This window comes from Pseudomonas sp. TE3644, assembly GCF_056278815.1.
Map to the genome: position 1 here is coordinate 3,726,686 of NZ_JBWBQF010000001.1, position 14,154 is coordinate 3,740,839.

Below are 14,154 nucleotides of genomic sequence, written 5' to 3' on the forward strand. Positions count from 1 at the left end.
TCAAAAGGGCCTTGGAAATTGATAGGTCGACTCATGTGCAACTTCACTTATTGTTTTTCAGAATGCCGAGTAGCTGAACCATGACCTCGACCACTGCCGCACCTGTCATTTGCCCCAATACCCCGCTGTTAAGCATCGTTTGCCCCACCTTCAACCACGAAGATTTTCTGGCCCAGGCGCTGGACGGTTTTATCGCGCAGCGCACCACCTTCCCGTTCGAAGTACTGGTCAATGATGACGCCTCTACCGACGGCACTGCGCAGATCCTGGCCCGGTATGCACAACGTTATCCCGGCATTATCCGGCCGTTCTACCACTCGGTGAATCAATACCAGCAAGGCAAGGAATGTACGCCCGGCCTGTTCAAGGAGGCGCGTGGGCGCTATGTCGCTTACTGCGAGGGCGATGATTATTGGACCGATCCGCACAAACTGCAGATTCAGGTAGATTTCCTCGAAAGCCATCCCGATTACGTCATGACCTACCACGACGCCATGGCCTTCGACATCCATGGCGAACGAGGCATCCAGTTGCAGGGCAAACTACGCCGCGATGCCAGCGCGCTGGAGCTGCAAAAAGGCCGGCAGTTGTCGACCCTGACCGTGTGCTTCCGCAATGTCTTCCACGAACTGCCACCGGAATTGGTGGGCGCCCCCTTGGGCGACATGTGCTGGTGGTCGCTGCTGGGCGCCCATGGCAAGGGCAAATTCCTGGGGCAGATCAAACCGGCAAAATACCGCGTGCACCCCGGCGGTATTTTTTCCATGCGCTCGAAAAAACGCAAATTGCACATGAGCCTGCACACCTGCTCGGCGCTGGCCAACTATTACCACCGGCTGGGTAACCAGGCGCTGTACGAGTATTTTCTGGTGCAGGTATTTGCCTTGTCGCTGGCGGCCATTTCACCGTTGCAAAAGTTGCAGGCGCTGATGCTGGTGGCCCGCAATGTCAGCGTCAACCTGTTCAAACGCTTGATACCCACTGCCACCTGAACCCCAATGGTCGTCATGACGATTGCTCATGACCTGGAAGTAGACCAACCCATAAAAAACGGAGGAGCGATAATGTCAACCATTGCGATGATGCAACCTTACTTGTTCCCCTACCTCGGCTATTTCCAGTTGATTGCCGCCACCGATATTTTCGTGCTGGGCGACGATTTGCAATACATCAAGTCGGGCTGGGTTAACCGCAACAATATCCTCTTCAACAACGAAGCCAAACTGCTGACCTTCCCGATGAAAAAGGATCGGTTCGAGCTGGCAATCAATCAGCGCCAGTTGAGCGACAACTTCGCCGATGAGGCGCAGCGGCTGATCAATCTGATCGCGTCGAGCTACACCAAGGCGCCCTGCTTTCGCCAGGCCATGCCGGTGATCGAGTCCTTGATTCGCTGCCCGGAACGAAACCTGGCCGTGTATATCGAACATTCGATTCGCCAGCTCTGCGCCTACCTGCACATCACGACGCCGATATACCGTGCCTCGGACCTGAAGATCATCGCCCTCGACAAACAAGACCGCGTGGTACAGACCGCCCGGGAGTTGGGTGCATCGCTTTACATCAACCCCATTGGCGGCGCGGCGCTGTATGAACATGGATATTTTGCCCGGCATGGCCTGGGGTTGAAATTCTTCAAGATGGATGAGGTTGGCTATCGCCAGTACCGGACGCCGTTCGTGGGTAACCTTTCCATTATCGACGTGATGATGTTCAACACGGTCGACGAGATCCGTGCGCTGCTGCCGCGTTATTCGTTGCTGGACGGTGATACGCCCGACAGGCCGGCGCCGGTTGCCGACCTGCGAACCCCAGCCGACGCTGAAATGATGTAGCCACTGCCGCCAGGCTGCGCTGGCCCTGTGTCTGGCCCAAGATTTCCAGGGTTCACACTGGCCAGCGCAGCCTGGCGGCAGCGGCTACGGGCGGGGGTTAGAGGCCCAGGTCGCTGAGGCCGGGGTGATCGTCCGGGCGGCGGCCCAGCGGCCAGTGGTATTTGCGCTCTGCCTCGGCGATCGGCAGGTCGTTGATGCAGGCGAAGCGCCGTTGCATCAGCCCGTTGGCAGCGAACTCCCAGTTTTCGTTGCCGTAGGAGCGAAACCAGTTGCCCGAGTCGTCATGCCATTCATAGGCATAGCGCACGGCGATGCGGTTGTCGGTGAAGGCCCATAGCTCCTTGATCAGGCGGTAGTCCAATTCCTTGCGCCATTTGCGCTCAAGAAACGCCTGGGCCTGGGCGCGGCCCTCGATGAATTCGCTGCGATTGCGCCAATAGGTGTCCTCGGTATAGGCCAGGGCCACCTTGGCCGCGTCGCGCGAGTTCCAACCGTCCTCGGCGCCGCGGACTTTCTGGATGGCGGTTTCCAGGGTGAAGGGGGGCAGCGGTGGGCGTTGTGCTTCACTCATGTCAGCTTCCTCGCAACGATTGAGAGGGCAATGATGCGCAGCCGTGATCAGCTGCGCAACCCGTCGATCGCGTCGCCTGCATCGCGGCCAAGGCCGGCTCCTACCCCAACCGTGTAAGAGCCGACTTTGGTCGCGATGCAGACACCGCAGTTTCGATCAACCCAAGCGCTTGAGCAGCGCCCGGGCCACCCCTTCGGAACTGCCCGGGTTCTGGCCGGTAATCAGCAGCCCATCCTCGATGACGAACGACTGCCAGTCCGGCCCTTTTTCATACAACGCCCCCAGGGCCTTGAACTCATCCTCGACCAGGAACGGCACCACGTCGGTCAGGCCAACGCCCTCCTCTTCCGAGTTGGTAAAGCCGCTGACCCGACGGCCCTTGACCAGCGGCTGGCCATTGGCGGCCTTGACGTGACGCAGCACGCCGGGGGCATGGCACACAAAGGAGATCGGCTTGCCGGCGCGCTCGAACGCTTCGATCAAGGCGATGGACACGGGCGATTCCGCCAGATCCCACAGCGGGCCATGGCCGCCGGGGTAAAACACACCGTCAAAGTCTGCGGCGTGGACGCTGTCCAGTTTTACCGTATTGGCCAGCGCCTGCTGGGCAGCCGGGTCGGCCTTGAAGCGCTGGGTGAGCGAAGTCTGAGAGTCCGGCTCGTCGCTTTTGGGGTCCAATGGCGGCTGCCCACCGGCTGGCGAGGCCAGCACGATCCGGGCGCCGGCGTCCTTGAAGGCGTAATACGGCGCGGCAAACTCTTCCAGCCAGAAGCCGGTCTTGCGGCCGGTGTTACCCAATTGATCGTGTGAGGTCAGAACCATCAGGATGTTCATTGCCGTTTCCTCGTAATGTGGGTGGTGAACACTGTAGCCGCTGCCGCCAGGCTGCGCTGGCCCGTGTAAACCCTCAGGATCTTCAGTGGCGCGCGGGGCCAGCGCAGCCTGGCGGCAGCGGCTACATTATCTGCGCGCCTCCAGAATCAGGTTGAACGGCGTTTGCGTTGCGCGCCGGAAGCTGCGGAACCCGGCCGCCTCGAACACCTCGCGCAACCGCGCTTCCCCCGCCTGCGCTCCTAACCCCAGCCCCACTTCCTGGGACAGCGAATTGGGTGTGCAGATGAACGTGGAAGCCGCATAGAACAGCCGTCCCACCGGGTTGATGTTCTCGTCGAGGGTGTCGTTGGCAAAGGGCTCTACCAACAATACGGTGCCGTCTGGCTTGAGCGCCTGATAGGCATGCTGCGCAGCGCCCACCGGATCGCCCATGTCGTGCAGGCAATCGAAATAACAGATCAGGTCGTAATCAGTGCCGGGAAAATCCTTGGCCGTCGCCTGGGCGAAATGAGCGCGATCATCGACGCCACCTTCCTGGGCACGCTGCGTTGCCGTGGCGATGGATGGCGCGTGATAGTCGAAGCCCGTGAAGCGCGACGCCGGGAAGGCTTGGGCCATCACCACGGTTGAGGCGCCGTGGCCGCAGCCGATGTCGGCAACATGGGCACCTGCGGTTAGCTTGTCCACCACCCCTTCAAGCGCCGGCAGCCATTGGGCCACCAGAAAGCTTTTGTAGCCGGGCCGGAAAAATCGCTCGGTACCGCTGAACATGCAGGGGTGGTGATCGCCCCACGCAAGGCCGCCGTCGCCGCGCATGGCGGCCACCAGCTTGTCCTTGTCGTGGAACATCGACGCCACCACCATCATGCCGCCGGCCACGTACACCGGTGAATCCTCGATGGCCAGCGCCAGCGCCTGCTCCTCGGGCAGCACGAAGTGGCCGTTGTGATGCTCCATGTAGCCGGACGCCACGTGGGCATTGAGCCACTCGCGGATAAGCCGCGGGTGGCAGCCGGTCTGGGCGGCGAGTGTCTGTGGGGTGACCGGACGGCTGTCGGCCATGGCCTTGTACAGGCCCAGCTCGTCGCCCAGTATCACATTGGCGAGCATGGCGGCGGCGCCCATGTCAGACACCAGCTTGCCCATGAAGTCGTTGAGTTTTGCCTCGTCCATTACGCACCCTCCTGTGAGAAGGCCAACGTCGGGATGGCGTGGGGACATTAAGTCTAGACCCGATTGGGTGTAGCCGCTGCCGCCAGGCTGCGCTGGCCGGTGTCAACCCTGCAGATCTCCAGTGAGACGCAGGGCCAGCGCAGCCTGCGGCAGCGGCTACGGTAACATCTGTCATGATTGAGTTGCGGCACCCTCCCCCCCACTGCCTCCCCTGACGGGATCAAGGAGCTCGGATGCTCATCGTTTTCAGCGGCCTGCCCGGCACCGGCAAAACCACCGTGGCCAAAGCCCTGGCTAGCCAGCTGGCCGCCACCTACCTGCGCATCGACAGCATCGAGCAGGCCTTGCGCACCGCCACCGGCGGCAGTGCCGATATAGGCCCCAGCGGCTATTTCGTCGCCAACCAGCTGGCTGCAGACAACCTGGACTGCGGGCGCACGGTGGTGGTCGACTGCGTCAACCCCGTGGCCGAAAGCCGCCACGCCTGGGCGCAGGTTGCTGCACGCAGCGGGGTCGATCTGCTGAACGTCGAGGTGATCTGTTCGGACGCGCAGGTGCATCGGCAGCGCGTCGAGGCCCGGAGCAGCGACATTCCAGGTTTGGTTGCTCCGACCTGGGCGTCGGTGCTGGTGCATGAATATGAACCGTGGGACTCGCCCCCGCTGACCCTGGACACTGCGCAATTATCGCCCGAGAAAGCGGTGGGGCTCGTTCGGCAGGCGCATGAGCAGGCAGAACAGCGGCGCAGGCAAAAAGTGCTGGACGACGCTGCGCGCTGAGGCATCATGCCCGGCCTCATTGATAACACGGACGCTTGTCATGCCACGCCTTGCCACCCCTCTACGCTACTACCAGGCCCTCAGCGCCCTGACCCTGTGCGTGATACTCGCCGACCTGGCCGTCATTCTGTTCTGGGGGCTGAGACCGACCGACGTCAGCGGCACCCTGTTTGGCGGCAGTTACAACCAGATGATGTACTTGATGGCCTGGGCGGCCCTGCTGGGTGGCCTGCTGGTGTGCAGCCTGATTCGCCTGCCCGGCCACTGGGTGGGCTGGGGCGCGGCGGGCGTGCTGCAGACGGGTATCGGCCTTGGGTGGCTGATAGCCTATCCGGCATCGGACAACCCGGCCGCTGACAACCGGATTTTCGTGCCGACGCAGGACGACATCACGCACGCGGTGATGCTCGGCATGGGCATGATCGCGTTGGCAGCATGGCGGTCCCGCGTGCCTCGCAAGGCGATCAATCGTGCCGCGATCGGCCCCAAATCGCTGATGGCCCTGGCGCTGGTCCTCGTCTACGCGGCCGTGCCGATGCGTGCGTGGCTGAGCAAACCGATCCCCTACTGCAGCTTTGATAAGGAAGGGAATCAGTTGAGCATCTGCTTGGGGGATGAGCCCAGAAATATTCTCTAGGGTCTGTATGAAATGTATTCCAGCGAAGGCCAGGCAAGGCGAAAACAGGCGAGGAAGCGGAGTTTACGGGTTGTAAATGAGCATTCCGAGCCTGTTTTCAACGCAGCATGGGCGAGCTGGGATGCATTTCGTACAGAGCCTAGCCAATGCTGTTTCATTCAGGTCGATGGCACACACAACAAAGCTTGTTGCCGTCCAGGTCCCTGATGTAGGTGCCGTAATAATCGGGTGAATAATGAGCTCGGATATCCGGCGCGCCCTCATCGGCCGCCCCTAGCGCCATGGCCGCGGCATAGAACAGATCGACCTGCTCGCGGGTGGTCGCCTGGAACGCCACCGTGGTGCCGTTGCCCACTGTGGCGGGCTCGCCGTTGAGCGGGCTGTACAGGCAGAACACGGTGTCGGAGGGGGCGGTGCCCTTGCCGAACAGAACGCGCTCGGGGTTGAACCGATGCGCTATCAGCGTGATGCCCAGCGGCTTCAATACCTGCTCATAAAAAGACAATGCCCGGGGCACGTCGTTGGTGCCGAGGGTGATGTGACTGAACATGGCGGCTCCTTGATTCAAATAGCCAATGTAGCCCATGTTGTAGCCGCTGCCGCAGGCTGCGCTGAGCCTGTGCCCCGCTGAGGATCTCCAGCGTAAACAGAGGCCAGCGCAGCCTGGCGGCAGCGGCTACGGTGCCAACGCAATACATCCCCCCACTGTGGGACCGGGCGTAGCTCGGGAAGGGTTCACCAATAGTCCTGCGTCGTTCCCTTCCCGAGCTTCGCCCGGTCCCACAGGCCATTGCAGGCAACATCTGTAGCCGCTGCCGGAGGCTGCGCTGGGCCTGTGCCCCGCTGGAGATCTCCGGTGTAAACAGAGGCCAGCGCAGCCTGGCGGCAGCGGCTACAACGCCAACGCAATACATCCCCCCACTGTGGGACCGGGCCATTGCAGGCGACATCTGTAGCCGCTGCCGCAGGCTGCGCTGGCCCTAAGCTCCGCTGGAGATCTCCAGTGTAAACAGAGGCCAGCGCAGCCTGGCGGCAGCGGCTACGGTGCCAACGCAGCGCATCCCCCACTGTGGGACCGGGCCATTGCAGACGACATCTGTAGCCGCTGCCGCAGGCTGCGCTGGCCCCAAGCCCCACTGGAGATCTCCAGTGTAAACAGGGGCCAGCGCAGCCTGGCGGCCGCGGCTACGCATCTCCCACAGTTCAGTGCGGGGGCTGTGTCCCCGCTACAAGGGGGCTGGGTGGACTTGGTTGAATTGCAGCCCTTGGCTGTTGGTGACGTGCCAGGGGTTGACGGGGCCTTGGCCGGTGAATTCGACGCGGTCGAAGCGTGCGTCCTTCAACCCGTCGATGGAAACCCCAGCGGCGCCACTGAAGCGAACACGATCAAAACTCAGGCCTTGGTGAAAGATGCCACCCGCGCTATTACCTTTCACTTCAATGGCGCTACCCCGCGTGTGTTCGACACTGACGTCACTGACGTGCACATCCCTGAACTGCCCCGACGTAGCTGAGCGCTGGTAATCGAGGATGGCGTTGGGGTCGTTGTAGTCGAGGGTGACGATGAACGCCTGCTTGACGATGTTGCGCAGCGCCGAATCACGGAACACCACATCACGCCCACCGCCGCCCATGAACGTGGTGCTTTTCATGCGCAGCCCGGCATCGGTGCCGTCGGCCACGTTGTCCTCTGCCAAAATGTGCTCGATCCAGGCACCGGTGTGGCTGCCGATCACCACCATGCCGTGGCCGTGGCGGAAGTAGTTGTTGAAGATCCAGCTGTCTTGCTGCGGCGGCTGGTGCGCGGCGTCGGCGCCGGTGCCTGCGGCGAAGTTGACGCAGTCGTCGCCGGTGTCGAAGACGTTGTTGAAGACCATCGCCCCCTTGCTGTTGGCAAACTCGATGCCGTCGCCATTGTTGGCGTCGTAGGTTTTCTGTGTGGTGTTGGCCAGCACCACGTTCTCGGTCTCAAGGTTCATGATGCCGTGATACGCCGGGTTCACCGCCGTGAAGCCACCGTAGAAGACGTTCTTCACATCGCGCAGGGTAATCAGCGACGAACGCATCTGCCCGTACGCGTCCTTGACGTTCATGCCCCGCGCCACGGCCTGCTCCACCTGGGCCTTGGCGAGGATGCCGTCCTGCGCATAGCGGGTGTTGTCGCTGGCCACGTAGAACGACACCGGCTGGCCCCGCTCGTCCACGCCGTCGCTGCGCTGCTTCCAGCCATTGCCGTCGATGGTGCCCTTGCCGACGATACGGATGTTCTCGAACGCCTGATGCTGGCTGGGGTCGCGCGGCAGCGCGTTGATCAGCGACGCAGGCCGAATCGTGGTCGAGTACGGGTACTGACGATAACCGGCCAACGGGTAGTCCTCGGCACGCTCGGAGCCCAGCAGCGTGGCGCCTTCGGCGATTTCCAGAGTCATGTTGCTCTTGAGGTACAGCGCACCGCTTTTGTAGGTGCCCTTGGGCAGCAGCACCTTGCAGCCTGGGGTGCAGGCATCGATGGCGCGCTGGATCGCCTGGGTGTCCAGGGCAATGCCATCCCCCTTGGCACCGAAGCGCTTCACGTCGAACAACGCGGCCACCGGGGTGGTGCGCTGGACCAGCACGGGGCTGTCGGCCGATTCCTTGCCGTCGGCCCCCACGGCGCGGACGGTGAAGCGATATTGGGTGTCGGGCTTGAGACCCAATGCGGTGTAGCTGTGCAGGCCGATGCGGTGATGGAAACGCGCGCTGTCCTGGGCGTAGAAGCGGTCGAAGTAAGGCTTGGCCGGGGAGACCTCATCGTGATTGGCATTGACGCTGCCCAGCAGGACGCCATTGGCATAGACCCGATAATCGACGACGTCGGTGTGCGCGGCGGGTTTCTGCCACACCAGCATGACGCTCTGGTCATCGAACGCCAGGGTTGGCACCTGCAATTTCGCCGGCGCCTCAAGGGCCCACGAGGACAGGCTGCACGTCAGGGCCAGGGTCGCCAGCAGGCAGGGAGGAAGTAAACGCATGTCATGTTCCTTGGGTATCGCACTAAAGGGTCAACCAGCGAGGCGCTCTGCGTGCTGACTGAAATCACGGCTGGCCTGCACCAGCATCCGGGTGTAGTCGTGAACAGCCAGGTCCTGGCTCAACGCCTGGCTGTCCAACTGCTCGACGATCCGGCCCTGCTGCATCACCGCCACCCGGTCACACAGGTGTGTGACCACGCCCAGGTCGTGGGTGACCATCAGGTAGGTGAGTTTCTCGCGCTGGCGCAGATCCGCCAACAGGTTGAGGATCTCGGCCTGTACCGACACGTCCAGCGCCGACGTCGGCTCATCGAGCAACAGCACCCGCGGCTCGAGGATTAGCGCCCGGGCAATGGCCACGCGCTGACGCTGGCCGCCGGACAACTGATGGGGGTAGCGGTAGCGAAAACCGTCGTTGAGCCCGACCTTGAGCAGGATCTGATTGATGCGGTCGTCCTTGTCGCTGATGCCGTGAATGATCAGCGGCTCACGCAAGGCCGTGTCGATGGTATGGCGCGGATGCAGCGAGCCGTACGGGTCCTGGAACACCATCTGCACATGGCGAAAGTGCGCCTTGGCCAGCTTGTGCTGCAACGGCGCGCCAGCAATGCTCAGCGCCCCGGTCCAGTGCCGATACTGCCCGGCGAGGCAGCGCAGCACGGTGGTCTTGCCCGACCCGGACTCCCCCACCAGCCCAAAGGACTGGCCATCGGCGACGCTGAGGCTGACATCGTGCAGCACCTGATTAAGGGCGGGGCCTGAGCCGAAGCTCAGGTTCAAGGCGTGTGCCTGGATCATGCTCATGGTGATTTCCTCAGCAGGTCAGCCATTGGGGGTCGCGCTGCAGCACCGGCAGCCGCTCGCGGCGGTGGTCCATGCTCGGCAGTGCCGCCAGCAAACCACGGGTATAGGGGTGTTGGGCATGGTGCAGCTCGCTGGCGGCCAGCGACTCCACCACGCGTCCGGCGTACATCACTAGCACGCGGTCACAGTAGTTGCGCACCAGGTGCAGGTCGTGGCTGACGAAGATCAGGCCCATTTCCTGCTGTTCCACCAACTCCTGCAACACGCTGAGCACCTGCTGGCGCACCGACACATCCAGGGCCGAAGTCGGCTCGTCGGCGATGATCACCTGCGGGTTGGTGATGACCATCATCGCAATCATGATGCGCTGGCCCATGCCACCTGACACTTCGTGTGGATAGAGGTGGTACACCCGCTGCGGGTCGCGGATATGCACCTTGGCGAGCATCTCCATCACCCGCTCGCGCGCCTCCGCACGGCTGGACTTGTGATGGGCCAGGTAGGCCTCGGCGATCTGCTCGCCCACCTTCACCACCGGGTTCAACGAGTACTTGGGGTCTTGCATGACCATGGAGATGCGCTGACCACGGATGCCCTGCATGACCTTCTCGCTGGCCGACAGCAAGTCGACCTCACCGAACTGCATGGCCCGCGCGGTGATACGCGCGCTGGGCGGATGCAGCTTGAGCAGGCTGCGGCCCACCGTCGACTTGCCCGAGCCCGACTCACCGACGATGGCCAGCTTTTCGCGGCCCAGGGTGAAGGACACATCGCGCACCGCGTGGGTTTCTTTCTGGCCATTGACGAAGCGCACATCCAGCCCTTCGACCTTCAATTTGACTGCACTCATAAAAACCTCCGGTTACTCGCTGCGCGGATCGAGAATGTCCCGCAGGCCATCGCCCAGCAGGTTGAACGCCAGGCTGACCAGCATGATCGCAGCCCCCGGCACGGCCACCAGCCACCAGCACTCGAGCATGTAGCGGCGCCCGGTGGAGATCATCGCGCCCCACTCCGGCGACGGTGCCTGGGCGCCCAGGCCGAGAAAGCCCAGCGCGGCGGCAGTGAGGATGATGCTGGCCATGTTCATGGTCAGGCGGATGATCACCGAGGACAGGCACATGGGCACGATATGCCGGGCGATGATGCGCGTCGCCGAGGCGCCTTGCAGCTGCACCGCCACGACAAAATCGGCCTTGCGCAGCGCCAGGGTTTCAGCCCGCGCCAGGCGTGCAATCGGCGGCCAGGAGGTCAGGGCAATCGCCACCACCGCATGCTCCAGGCCCGGGCCCAAAGCGGCGATGAACGCCAGCGCCAGCACCAGGCTGGGGAACGAGATGAAGATATCGGTCAGGCGCATGAACACCGTGTCCACCACCCCGCCGAAGTAGCCGGACACCGTGCCCACCAACAGGCCGATGGGCCCGACGATCACCGTCACCAGGGTGATGATGTACAAGGTGATGCGCGAGCCATACACCAGCCGGCTGAACACATCGCGGCCGTATTCATCGGTGCCGAACCAATGCCCGGCACCGGGCGCCTGCAAGGCGGCGGCCAGGTTCTGGGCGGCAGGATCGTGGGTGGCGATCCAGGGCGCAAAGGCGGCGACCACCACCAGTATCGCGGCCACCACCAGGCCGGCCAGGGTCATGGGGTCGCGCACCAGTTGGCGCAGTAGTTTCAGCACGCGCTTGCAGCCAGCGTCAAAGCTGGAACCGGGCGCCTGGGCCCGGGGCGCGGTGGCGGCATCGGTGGAAGACAGGTTACTCATCATGGACAGGTTCTCGGCATGAGTTCGGAATCATCCGGCGCACTAGGCGGCCTTCAGCGTTGCTTGTAGACGCCCAGGTAACGCGTCGCCTCGGCGTCGTCGCCAGCGAAGCCCTTGACGTCGGCGGCGCTGACCACGGTGTCGGTCATTTGCGAGATCATCAGGATCGGCCCCACCTGCTGGTCGTACAGCGCCTGTGCCTGGTGATAAAGCTCGAGCCGCTTGGCCGCGTCACGCTCGGCCCCGGCCTGGTCGATCAGGCTGTTGAGCGGTGGGCTGAAGAACGACGCCCGCCAACCCTGGAAGTTGGCCAGGCCGGCGCTGTCGCTGTTGTCGGGGTTGTAGGCGAAGGTGCGCAGGCTGAAATACGGATGCGGGTAACGCTCGGCGCCGCGGGCGACGATGATGTCGAAGTTGCGCGCGCGCATGGCGCCGTACACCTGGTTGCCGGTGCCGGTGACGATGTCGGCCTTGATGCCGCCCTCGGCCAGGGTAGCTTGCAGGCGCGCGGCAATGTCGATGTAAGGCGGCTCGGACAGCGTGCGGATGGTGGTGGTGAAGCCGTCGGGGTAACCGGCGTCGGCCAACAGTTTTTTCGCCTTGGGTACGTCCAGGCGATAGCCCGGGTCGGGCAGGCGCGCGGCCAGGCCCAGTTGCATGGGTTGCTGGTTGAGCGTGCCGTAATAGGGCATCACGCGCTGGTCCAGGCCCTGGTAATCGATCAGGTCACGCACCGCTTCACGCACCTGGGGCTTGGCGAACTGCGGTTGTTTCATGCTCATGGCCACGTAGTACATGGTGCCGCGCGGCAGCGACTGCACCTTTACCTTGGGCTCACCGTCCAGCGCATGAATGTCCGGGGCCGCCATGCCGTAGGCCAGGTCCAGGTCGCCGCGTTCCAGCATCAGGCGCAGGGACTGGGATTCGGTCATGTTGCGCACCACCACGCGCTTGAGCTGCGCCGCACCACCCCAGTAACCATCGAAACGGGTCAGCAGCAACACGTCGTTGGCGTTCCACTTGCTGAGCACGAACGGCCCGCTGCCGGCTTCGTTGGTCACCAGCCAACTGGCGCCCAGGTCGCCGTTTTTCTCATGGGCCAGGGCTGTCTGGCGGTCGATCACCACCGCGCTGGGTGAGGTGGCCAGCGAGTCGATCAGCAGCAAGGGGTCCATGGCGCGGGGCAGTTCGACCACCAGGGTCTGGGTATCGGTGGCGCGGATCAGCGTCTGGATATTGTCGAGGGTGTAGCCGTAAGCCTTCCAGGTGGTGGACAGGCCGTAGTTGAGTTTCATCACCCGGTACAGCGACCAGGCTACATCCTGGGCCGTCAGCAGGTTGCCGGAATGAAACTTCACGCCCTGGCGCAGGTGGAAGGTGACCTGCTTGCCGTCCTCGCTGATGTCCCAGCGTTCGGCCAGTTGCGGCAGGTGTTTTTCCGGGTTGCCCTGGTCGCGCTTGATCAGCGTGTCGTACAGGTTGGCGTTGACGCCCGAGGCGTCCAGGCCCGGCGCGTTGGCCGGGTCGATGGAGAACAGGCTGACCAGGCTCATGCCAACGATCAGCTGGTCCACCGGAGTCTTGGCCGTGGCGGCAAGCGGCGCCAGGGCCAGCGCGGCCGCCAGCAGGCCTACAGGCAAGCGTGCAATCTTCATGTGCGGATTCCTTGTTGTTATGGTTATTCCGTTCAGCGCGTGCGCGGGTCGAACACCTTGTACAGGGCGTCACTGATCAGGTTCAGCACCACGAAAATCAGGCCGATCACCAGCACGCAGCCCATCACTGCGTTCATGTCACCCAGCATCAGGCTGCTGGTCAGGTACTGGCCAAAACCCGGCCAGGCAAACACGGTTTCGATCAGCACCGCGCCTTCCAGCAGCGCGCCATAGGCCAGGGCCACCACCGTGAGCAACTGCACGAGGATGTTGCGGAAGGCGTGGCCCCACACCACCTGGCGGCGCGACAGGCCCTTGACCCGGGCGGTGATGATGTATTCCTGAGACAGCTGCTCCAGCATGAAACTGCGGGTCATGCGGCTGATGTAGGCCACCGAGTTGAGGCCCAGGATCAACGCCGGCAGCACGATGTGGCTGAGGGCACTGGCGAACGCCTGCCAGTCACCGGCCAGGCTGGTGTCGATCAGCAGCAGGCCGGTCACCTCGGGCACCAGGCCGTCGTAGGCCAGGTCGATGCGCCCTGCCCCACCGGCCCAGTCCAGCCAGGCGTAGAACACCAGCAGGCCCATCATGCCCAGCCAGAAAATCGGCGTGGAATGCCCGAACAGCGTGATCACCCGCGCCACATGGTCGCCCAGGCGCCCCTGGTTGCTGGCCGCGCACACGCCCAGCGGCAGGCCGATCAACACGCCGAACACAATGGCCAGGGTGGCCAGTTCCAGCGTGGCCGGGAATACCCGGCGGATGTCGTCCAGCACCGGGTGGCCGGTGAGCAGCGCGTTGCCGAAATTGCCGTGCAGCAGGTCGTTGAGGTAAAGGCCGAACTGCATCCAGATCGGTTTATCCAGGCCCATGGCCTGGTACACCTGGGCATAGGTGGAGCTGTCGGCGTCGGGGCCGACCACGGCCAGCACCGGGTCCAGGGGCATCACCCGGCCGATGACGAACGTCAACACCAGCAGGCCCAGCAGGGTCACCAGCACGGTACTGGCGCGCCGGGCGGTGGAGGACGCGCGCGCGCCCAGGGCAGAGGCAGTCATGGCAAACATATAAGCTCCTG

At 63.3% G+C, this 14,154-nt stretch carries 14 protein-coding genes; 4 read left to right on the plus strand and 10 right to left on the minus strand.

Annotated features, from left to right (window positions below):
• Positions 1-80: 80 nt before the first annotated feature.
• Together ACZ9GA_RS16295 and ACZ9GA_RS16300 are read left to right on the plus strand one after the other, a co-directional pair.
• A complete protein-coding gene (locus ACZ9GA_RS16295; RefSeq protein WP_457361705.1) occupies positions 81-992 on the plus strand; it encodes a glycosyltransferase family 2 protein in 912 nt (303 codons plus the stop codon).
• A gap of 72 nt (positions 993-1,064) precedes the next feature.
• Complete coding sequence (locus tag ACZ9GA_RS16300) at positions 1,065-1,835, plus strand: WbqC family protein (RefSeq protein ID WP_457361704.1); 771 nt, start codon at positions 1,065-1,067, stop codon at positions 1,833-1,835.
• Positions 1,836-1,932: 97 nt separating this feature from the next.
• Here the strand turns inward: ACZ9GA_RS16300 and ACZ9GA_RS16305 are convergent, their stop codons facing one another.
• The 3 genes from ACZ9GA_RS16305 to ACZ9GA_RS16315 form a co-directional block, all read right to left on the minus strand.
• Complete coding sequence (locus ACZ9GA_RS16305) at positions 1,933-2,406, minus strand: nuclear transport factor 2 family protein (RefSeq protein WP_455924860.1); 474 nt, start codon at positions 2,404-2,406, stop codon at positions 1,933-1,935.
• A gap of 156 nt (positions 2,407-2,562) precedes the next feature.
• Complete coding sequence (locus ACZ9GA_RS16310) at positions 2,563-3,240, minus strand: type 1 glutamine amidotransferase domain-containing protein (RefSeq protein WP_457361703.1); 678 nt, start codon at positions 3,238-3,240, stop codon at positions 2,563-2,565.
• A gap of 126 nt (positions 3,241-3,366) precedes the next feature.
• Positions 3,367-4,413 (minus strand): class I SAM-dependent methyltransferase, encoded by a 1,047-nt coding sequence (locus tag ACZ9GA_RS16315; protein ID WP_457361702.1) that lies wholly within the window; start codon positions 4,411-4,413, stop codon positions 3,367-3,369.
• Between the two features lie 233 nt (positions 4,414-4,646).
• Between ACZ9GA_RS16315 and ACZ9GA_RS16320 the strand changes: the two genes are divergently transcribed.
• Together ACZ9GA_RS16320 and ACZ9GA_RS16325 are read left to right on the plus strand one after the other, a co-directional pair.
• A complete protein-coding gene (locus tag ACZ9GA_RS16320) occupies positions 4,647-5,192 on the plus strand; it encodes a P-loop nucleotide/nucleoside kinase family protein (protein WP_457361701.1) in 546 nt (181 codons plus the stop codon).
• Between the two features lie 40 nt (positions 5,193-5,232).
• Positions 5,233-5,829, plus strand: a complete 597-nt coding sequence (locus tag ACZ9GA_RS16325) for a hypothetical protein (RefSeq protein ID WP_457361700.1) — start codon at positions 5,233-5,235, stop codon at positions 5,827-5,829.
• Positions 5,830-5,983: 154 nt separating this feature from the next.
• Here ACZ9GA_RS16325 and ACZ9GA_RS16330 read toward each other — a convergent pair whose 3' ends face one another.
• The 7 genes from ACZ9GA_RS16330 to ACZ9GA_RS16360 form a co-directional block, all read right to left on the minus strand.
• Complete coding sequence (locus ACZ9GA_RS16330) at positions 5,984-6,379, minus strand: VOC family protein (protein WP_457361699.1); 396 nt, start codon at positions 6,377-6,379, stop codon at positions 5,984-5,986.
• 676 nt (positions 6,380-7,055) lie between these two features.
• Positions 7,056-8,840 carry a glycoside hydrolase family 28 protein gene (locus ACZ9GA_RS16335; protein WP_457361698.1) on the minus strand — a complete coding sequence of 595 codons (1,785 nt, stop codon included), beginning with the start codon at positions 8,838-8,840 and terminating at the stop codon, positions 7,056-7,058.
• A 30-nt stretch (positions 8,841-8,870) separates the two neighbouring features.
• Positions 8,871-9,644, minus strand: a complete 774-nt coding sequence (locus ACZ9GA_RS16340) for an ABC transporter ATP-binding protein (protein WP_457361697.1) — start codon at positions 9,642-9,644, stop codon at positions 8,871-8,873.
• 10 nt (positions 9,645-9,654) lie between these two features.
• The gene (locus ACZ9GA_RS16345) at positions 9,655-10,494 is read right to left on the minus strand and encodes an ABC transporter ATP-binding protein (protein ID WP_457361696.1); all 840 of its coding nucleotides are present in this window, start codon (positions 10,492-10,494) and stop codon (positions 9,655-9,657) included.
• 12 nt (positions 10,495-10,506) lie between these two features.
• Positions 10,507-11,421: an ABC transporter permease gene (locus tag ACZ9GA_RS16350; protein WP_457361695.1), complete on the minus strand. Its 915-nt coding sequence runs from the start codon at positions 11,419-11,421 to the stop codon at positions 10,507-10,509.
• 50 nt (positions 11,422-11,471) lie between these two features.
• Positions 11,472-13,073: an ABC transporter substrate-binding protein gene (locus ACZ9GA_RS16355; protein WP_457361694.1), complete on the minus strand. Its 1,602-nt coding sequence runs from the start codon at positions 13,071-13,073 to the stop codon at positions 11,472-11,474.
• A 32-nt stretch (positions 13,074-13,105) separates the two neighbouring features.
• Positions 13,106-14,134: an ABC transporter permease gene (locus ACZ9GA_RS16360; protein WP_455924898.1), complete on the minus strand. Its 1,029-nt coding sequence runs from the start codon at positions 14,132-14,134 to the stop codon at positions 13,106-13,108.
• Between the last annotated feature and the right edge of the window lie 20 nt (positions 14,135-14,154).

What these genes read in the sequence shown, in the direction of transcription:
- ACZ9GA_RS16350 (WP_457361695.1), bottom strand. Translation starts at nt 11,421, where the DNA reads ATGATGAGTAACCTGTCTTCCACCGATGCCGCCACCGCGCCCCGGGCC.
- ACZ9GA_RS16335 (WP_457361698.1), bottom strand. Translation starts at nt 8,840, where the DNA reads ATGCGTTTACTTCCTCCCTGCCTGCTGGCGACCCTGGCCCTGACGTGC.
- ACZ9GA_RS16310 (WP_457361703.1), bottom strand. Translation starts at nt 3,240, where the DNA reads ATGAACATCCTGATGGTTCTGACCTCACACGATCAATTGGGTAACACC.
- ACZ9GA_RS16320 (WP_457361701.1), top strand. Translation starts at nt 4,647, where the DNA reads ATGCTCATCGTTTTCAGCGGCCTGCCCGGCACCGGCAAAACCACCGTG.
- ACZ9GA_RS16305 (WP_455924860.1), bottom strand. Translation starts at nt 2,406, where the DNA reads ATGAGTGAAGCACAACGCCCACCGCTGCCCCCCTTCACCCTGGAAACC.
- ACZ9GA_RS16330 (WP_457361699.1), bottom strand. Translation starts at nt 6,379, where the DNA reads ATGTTCAGTCACATCACCCTCGGCACCAACGACGTGCCCCGGGCATTG.
- ACZ9GA_RS16300 (WP_457361704.1), top strand. Translation starts at nt 1,065, where the DNA reads ATGTCAACCATTGCGATGATGCAACCTTACTTGTTCCCCTACCTCGGC.
- ACZ9GA_RS16355 (WP_457361694.1), bottom strand. Translation starts at nt 13,073, where the DNA reads ATGAAGATTGCACGCTTGCCTGTAGGCCTGCTGGCGGCCGCGCTGGCC.
- ACZ9GA_RS16345 (WP_457361696.1), bottom strand. Translation starts at nt 10,494, where the DNA reads ATGAGTGCAGTCAAATTGAAGGTCGAAGGGCTGGATGTGCGCTTCGTC.
- ACZ9GA_RS16325 (WP_457361700.1), top strand. Translation starts at nt 5,233, where the DNA reads ATGCCACGCCTTGCCACCCCTCTACGCTACTACCAGGCCCTCAGCGCC.
- ACZ9GA_RS16295 (WP_457361705.1), top strand. Translation starts at nt 81, where the DNA reads ATGACCTCGACCACTGCCGCACCTGTCATTTGCCCCAATACCCCGCTG.
- ACZ9GA_RS16315 (WP_457361702.1), bottom strand. Translation starts at nt 4,413, where the DNA reads ATGGACGAGGCAAAACTCAACGACTTCATGGGCAAGCTGGTGTCTGAC.
- ACZ9GA_RS16340 (WP_457361697.1), bottom strand. Translation starts at nt 9,644, where the DNA reads ATGAGCATGATCCAGGCACACGCCTTGAACCTGAGCTTCGGCTCAGGC.
- ACZ9GA_RS16360 (WP_455924898.1), bottom strand. Translation starts at nt 14,134, where the DNA reads ATGACTGCCTCTGCCCTGGGCGCGCGCGCGTCCTCCACCGCCCGGCGC.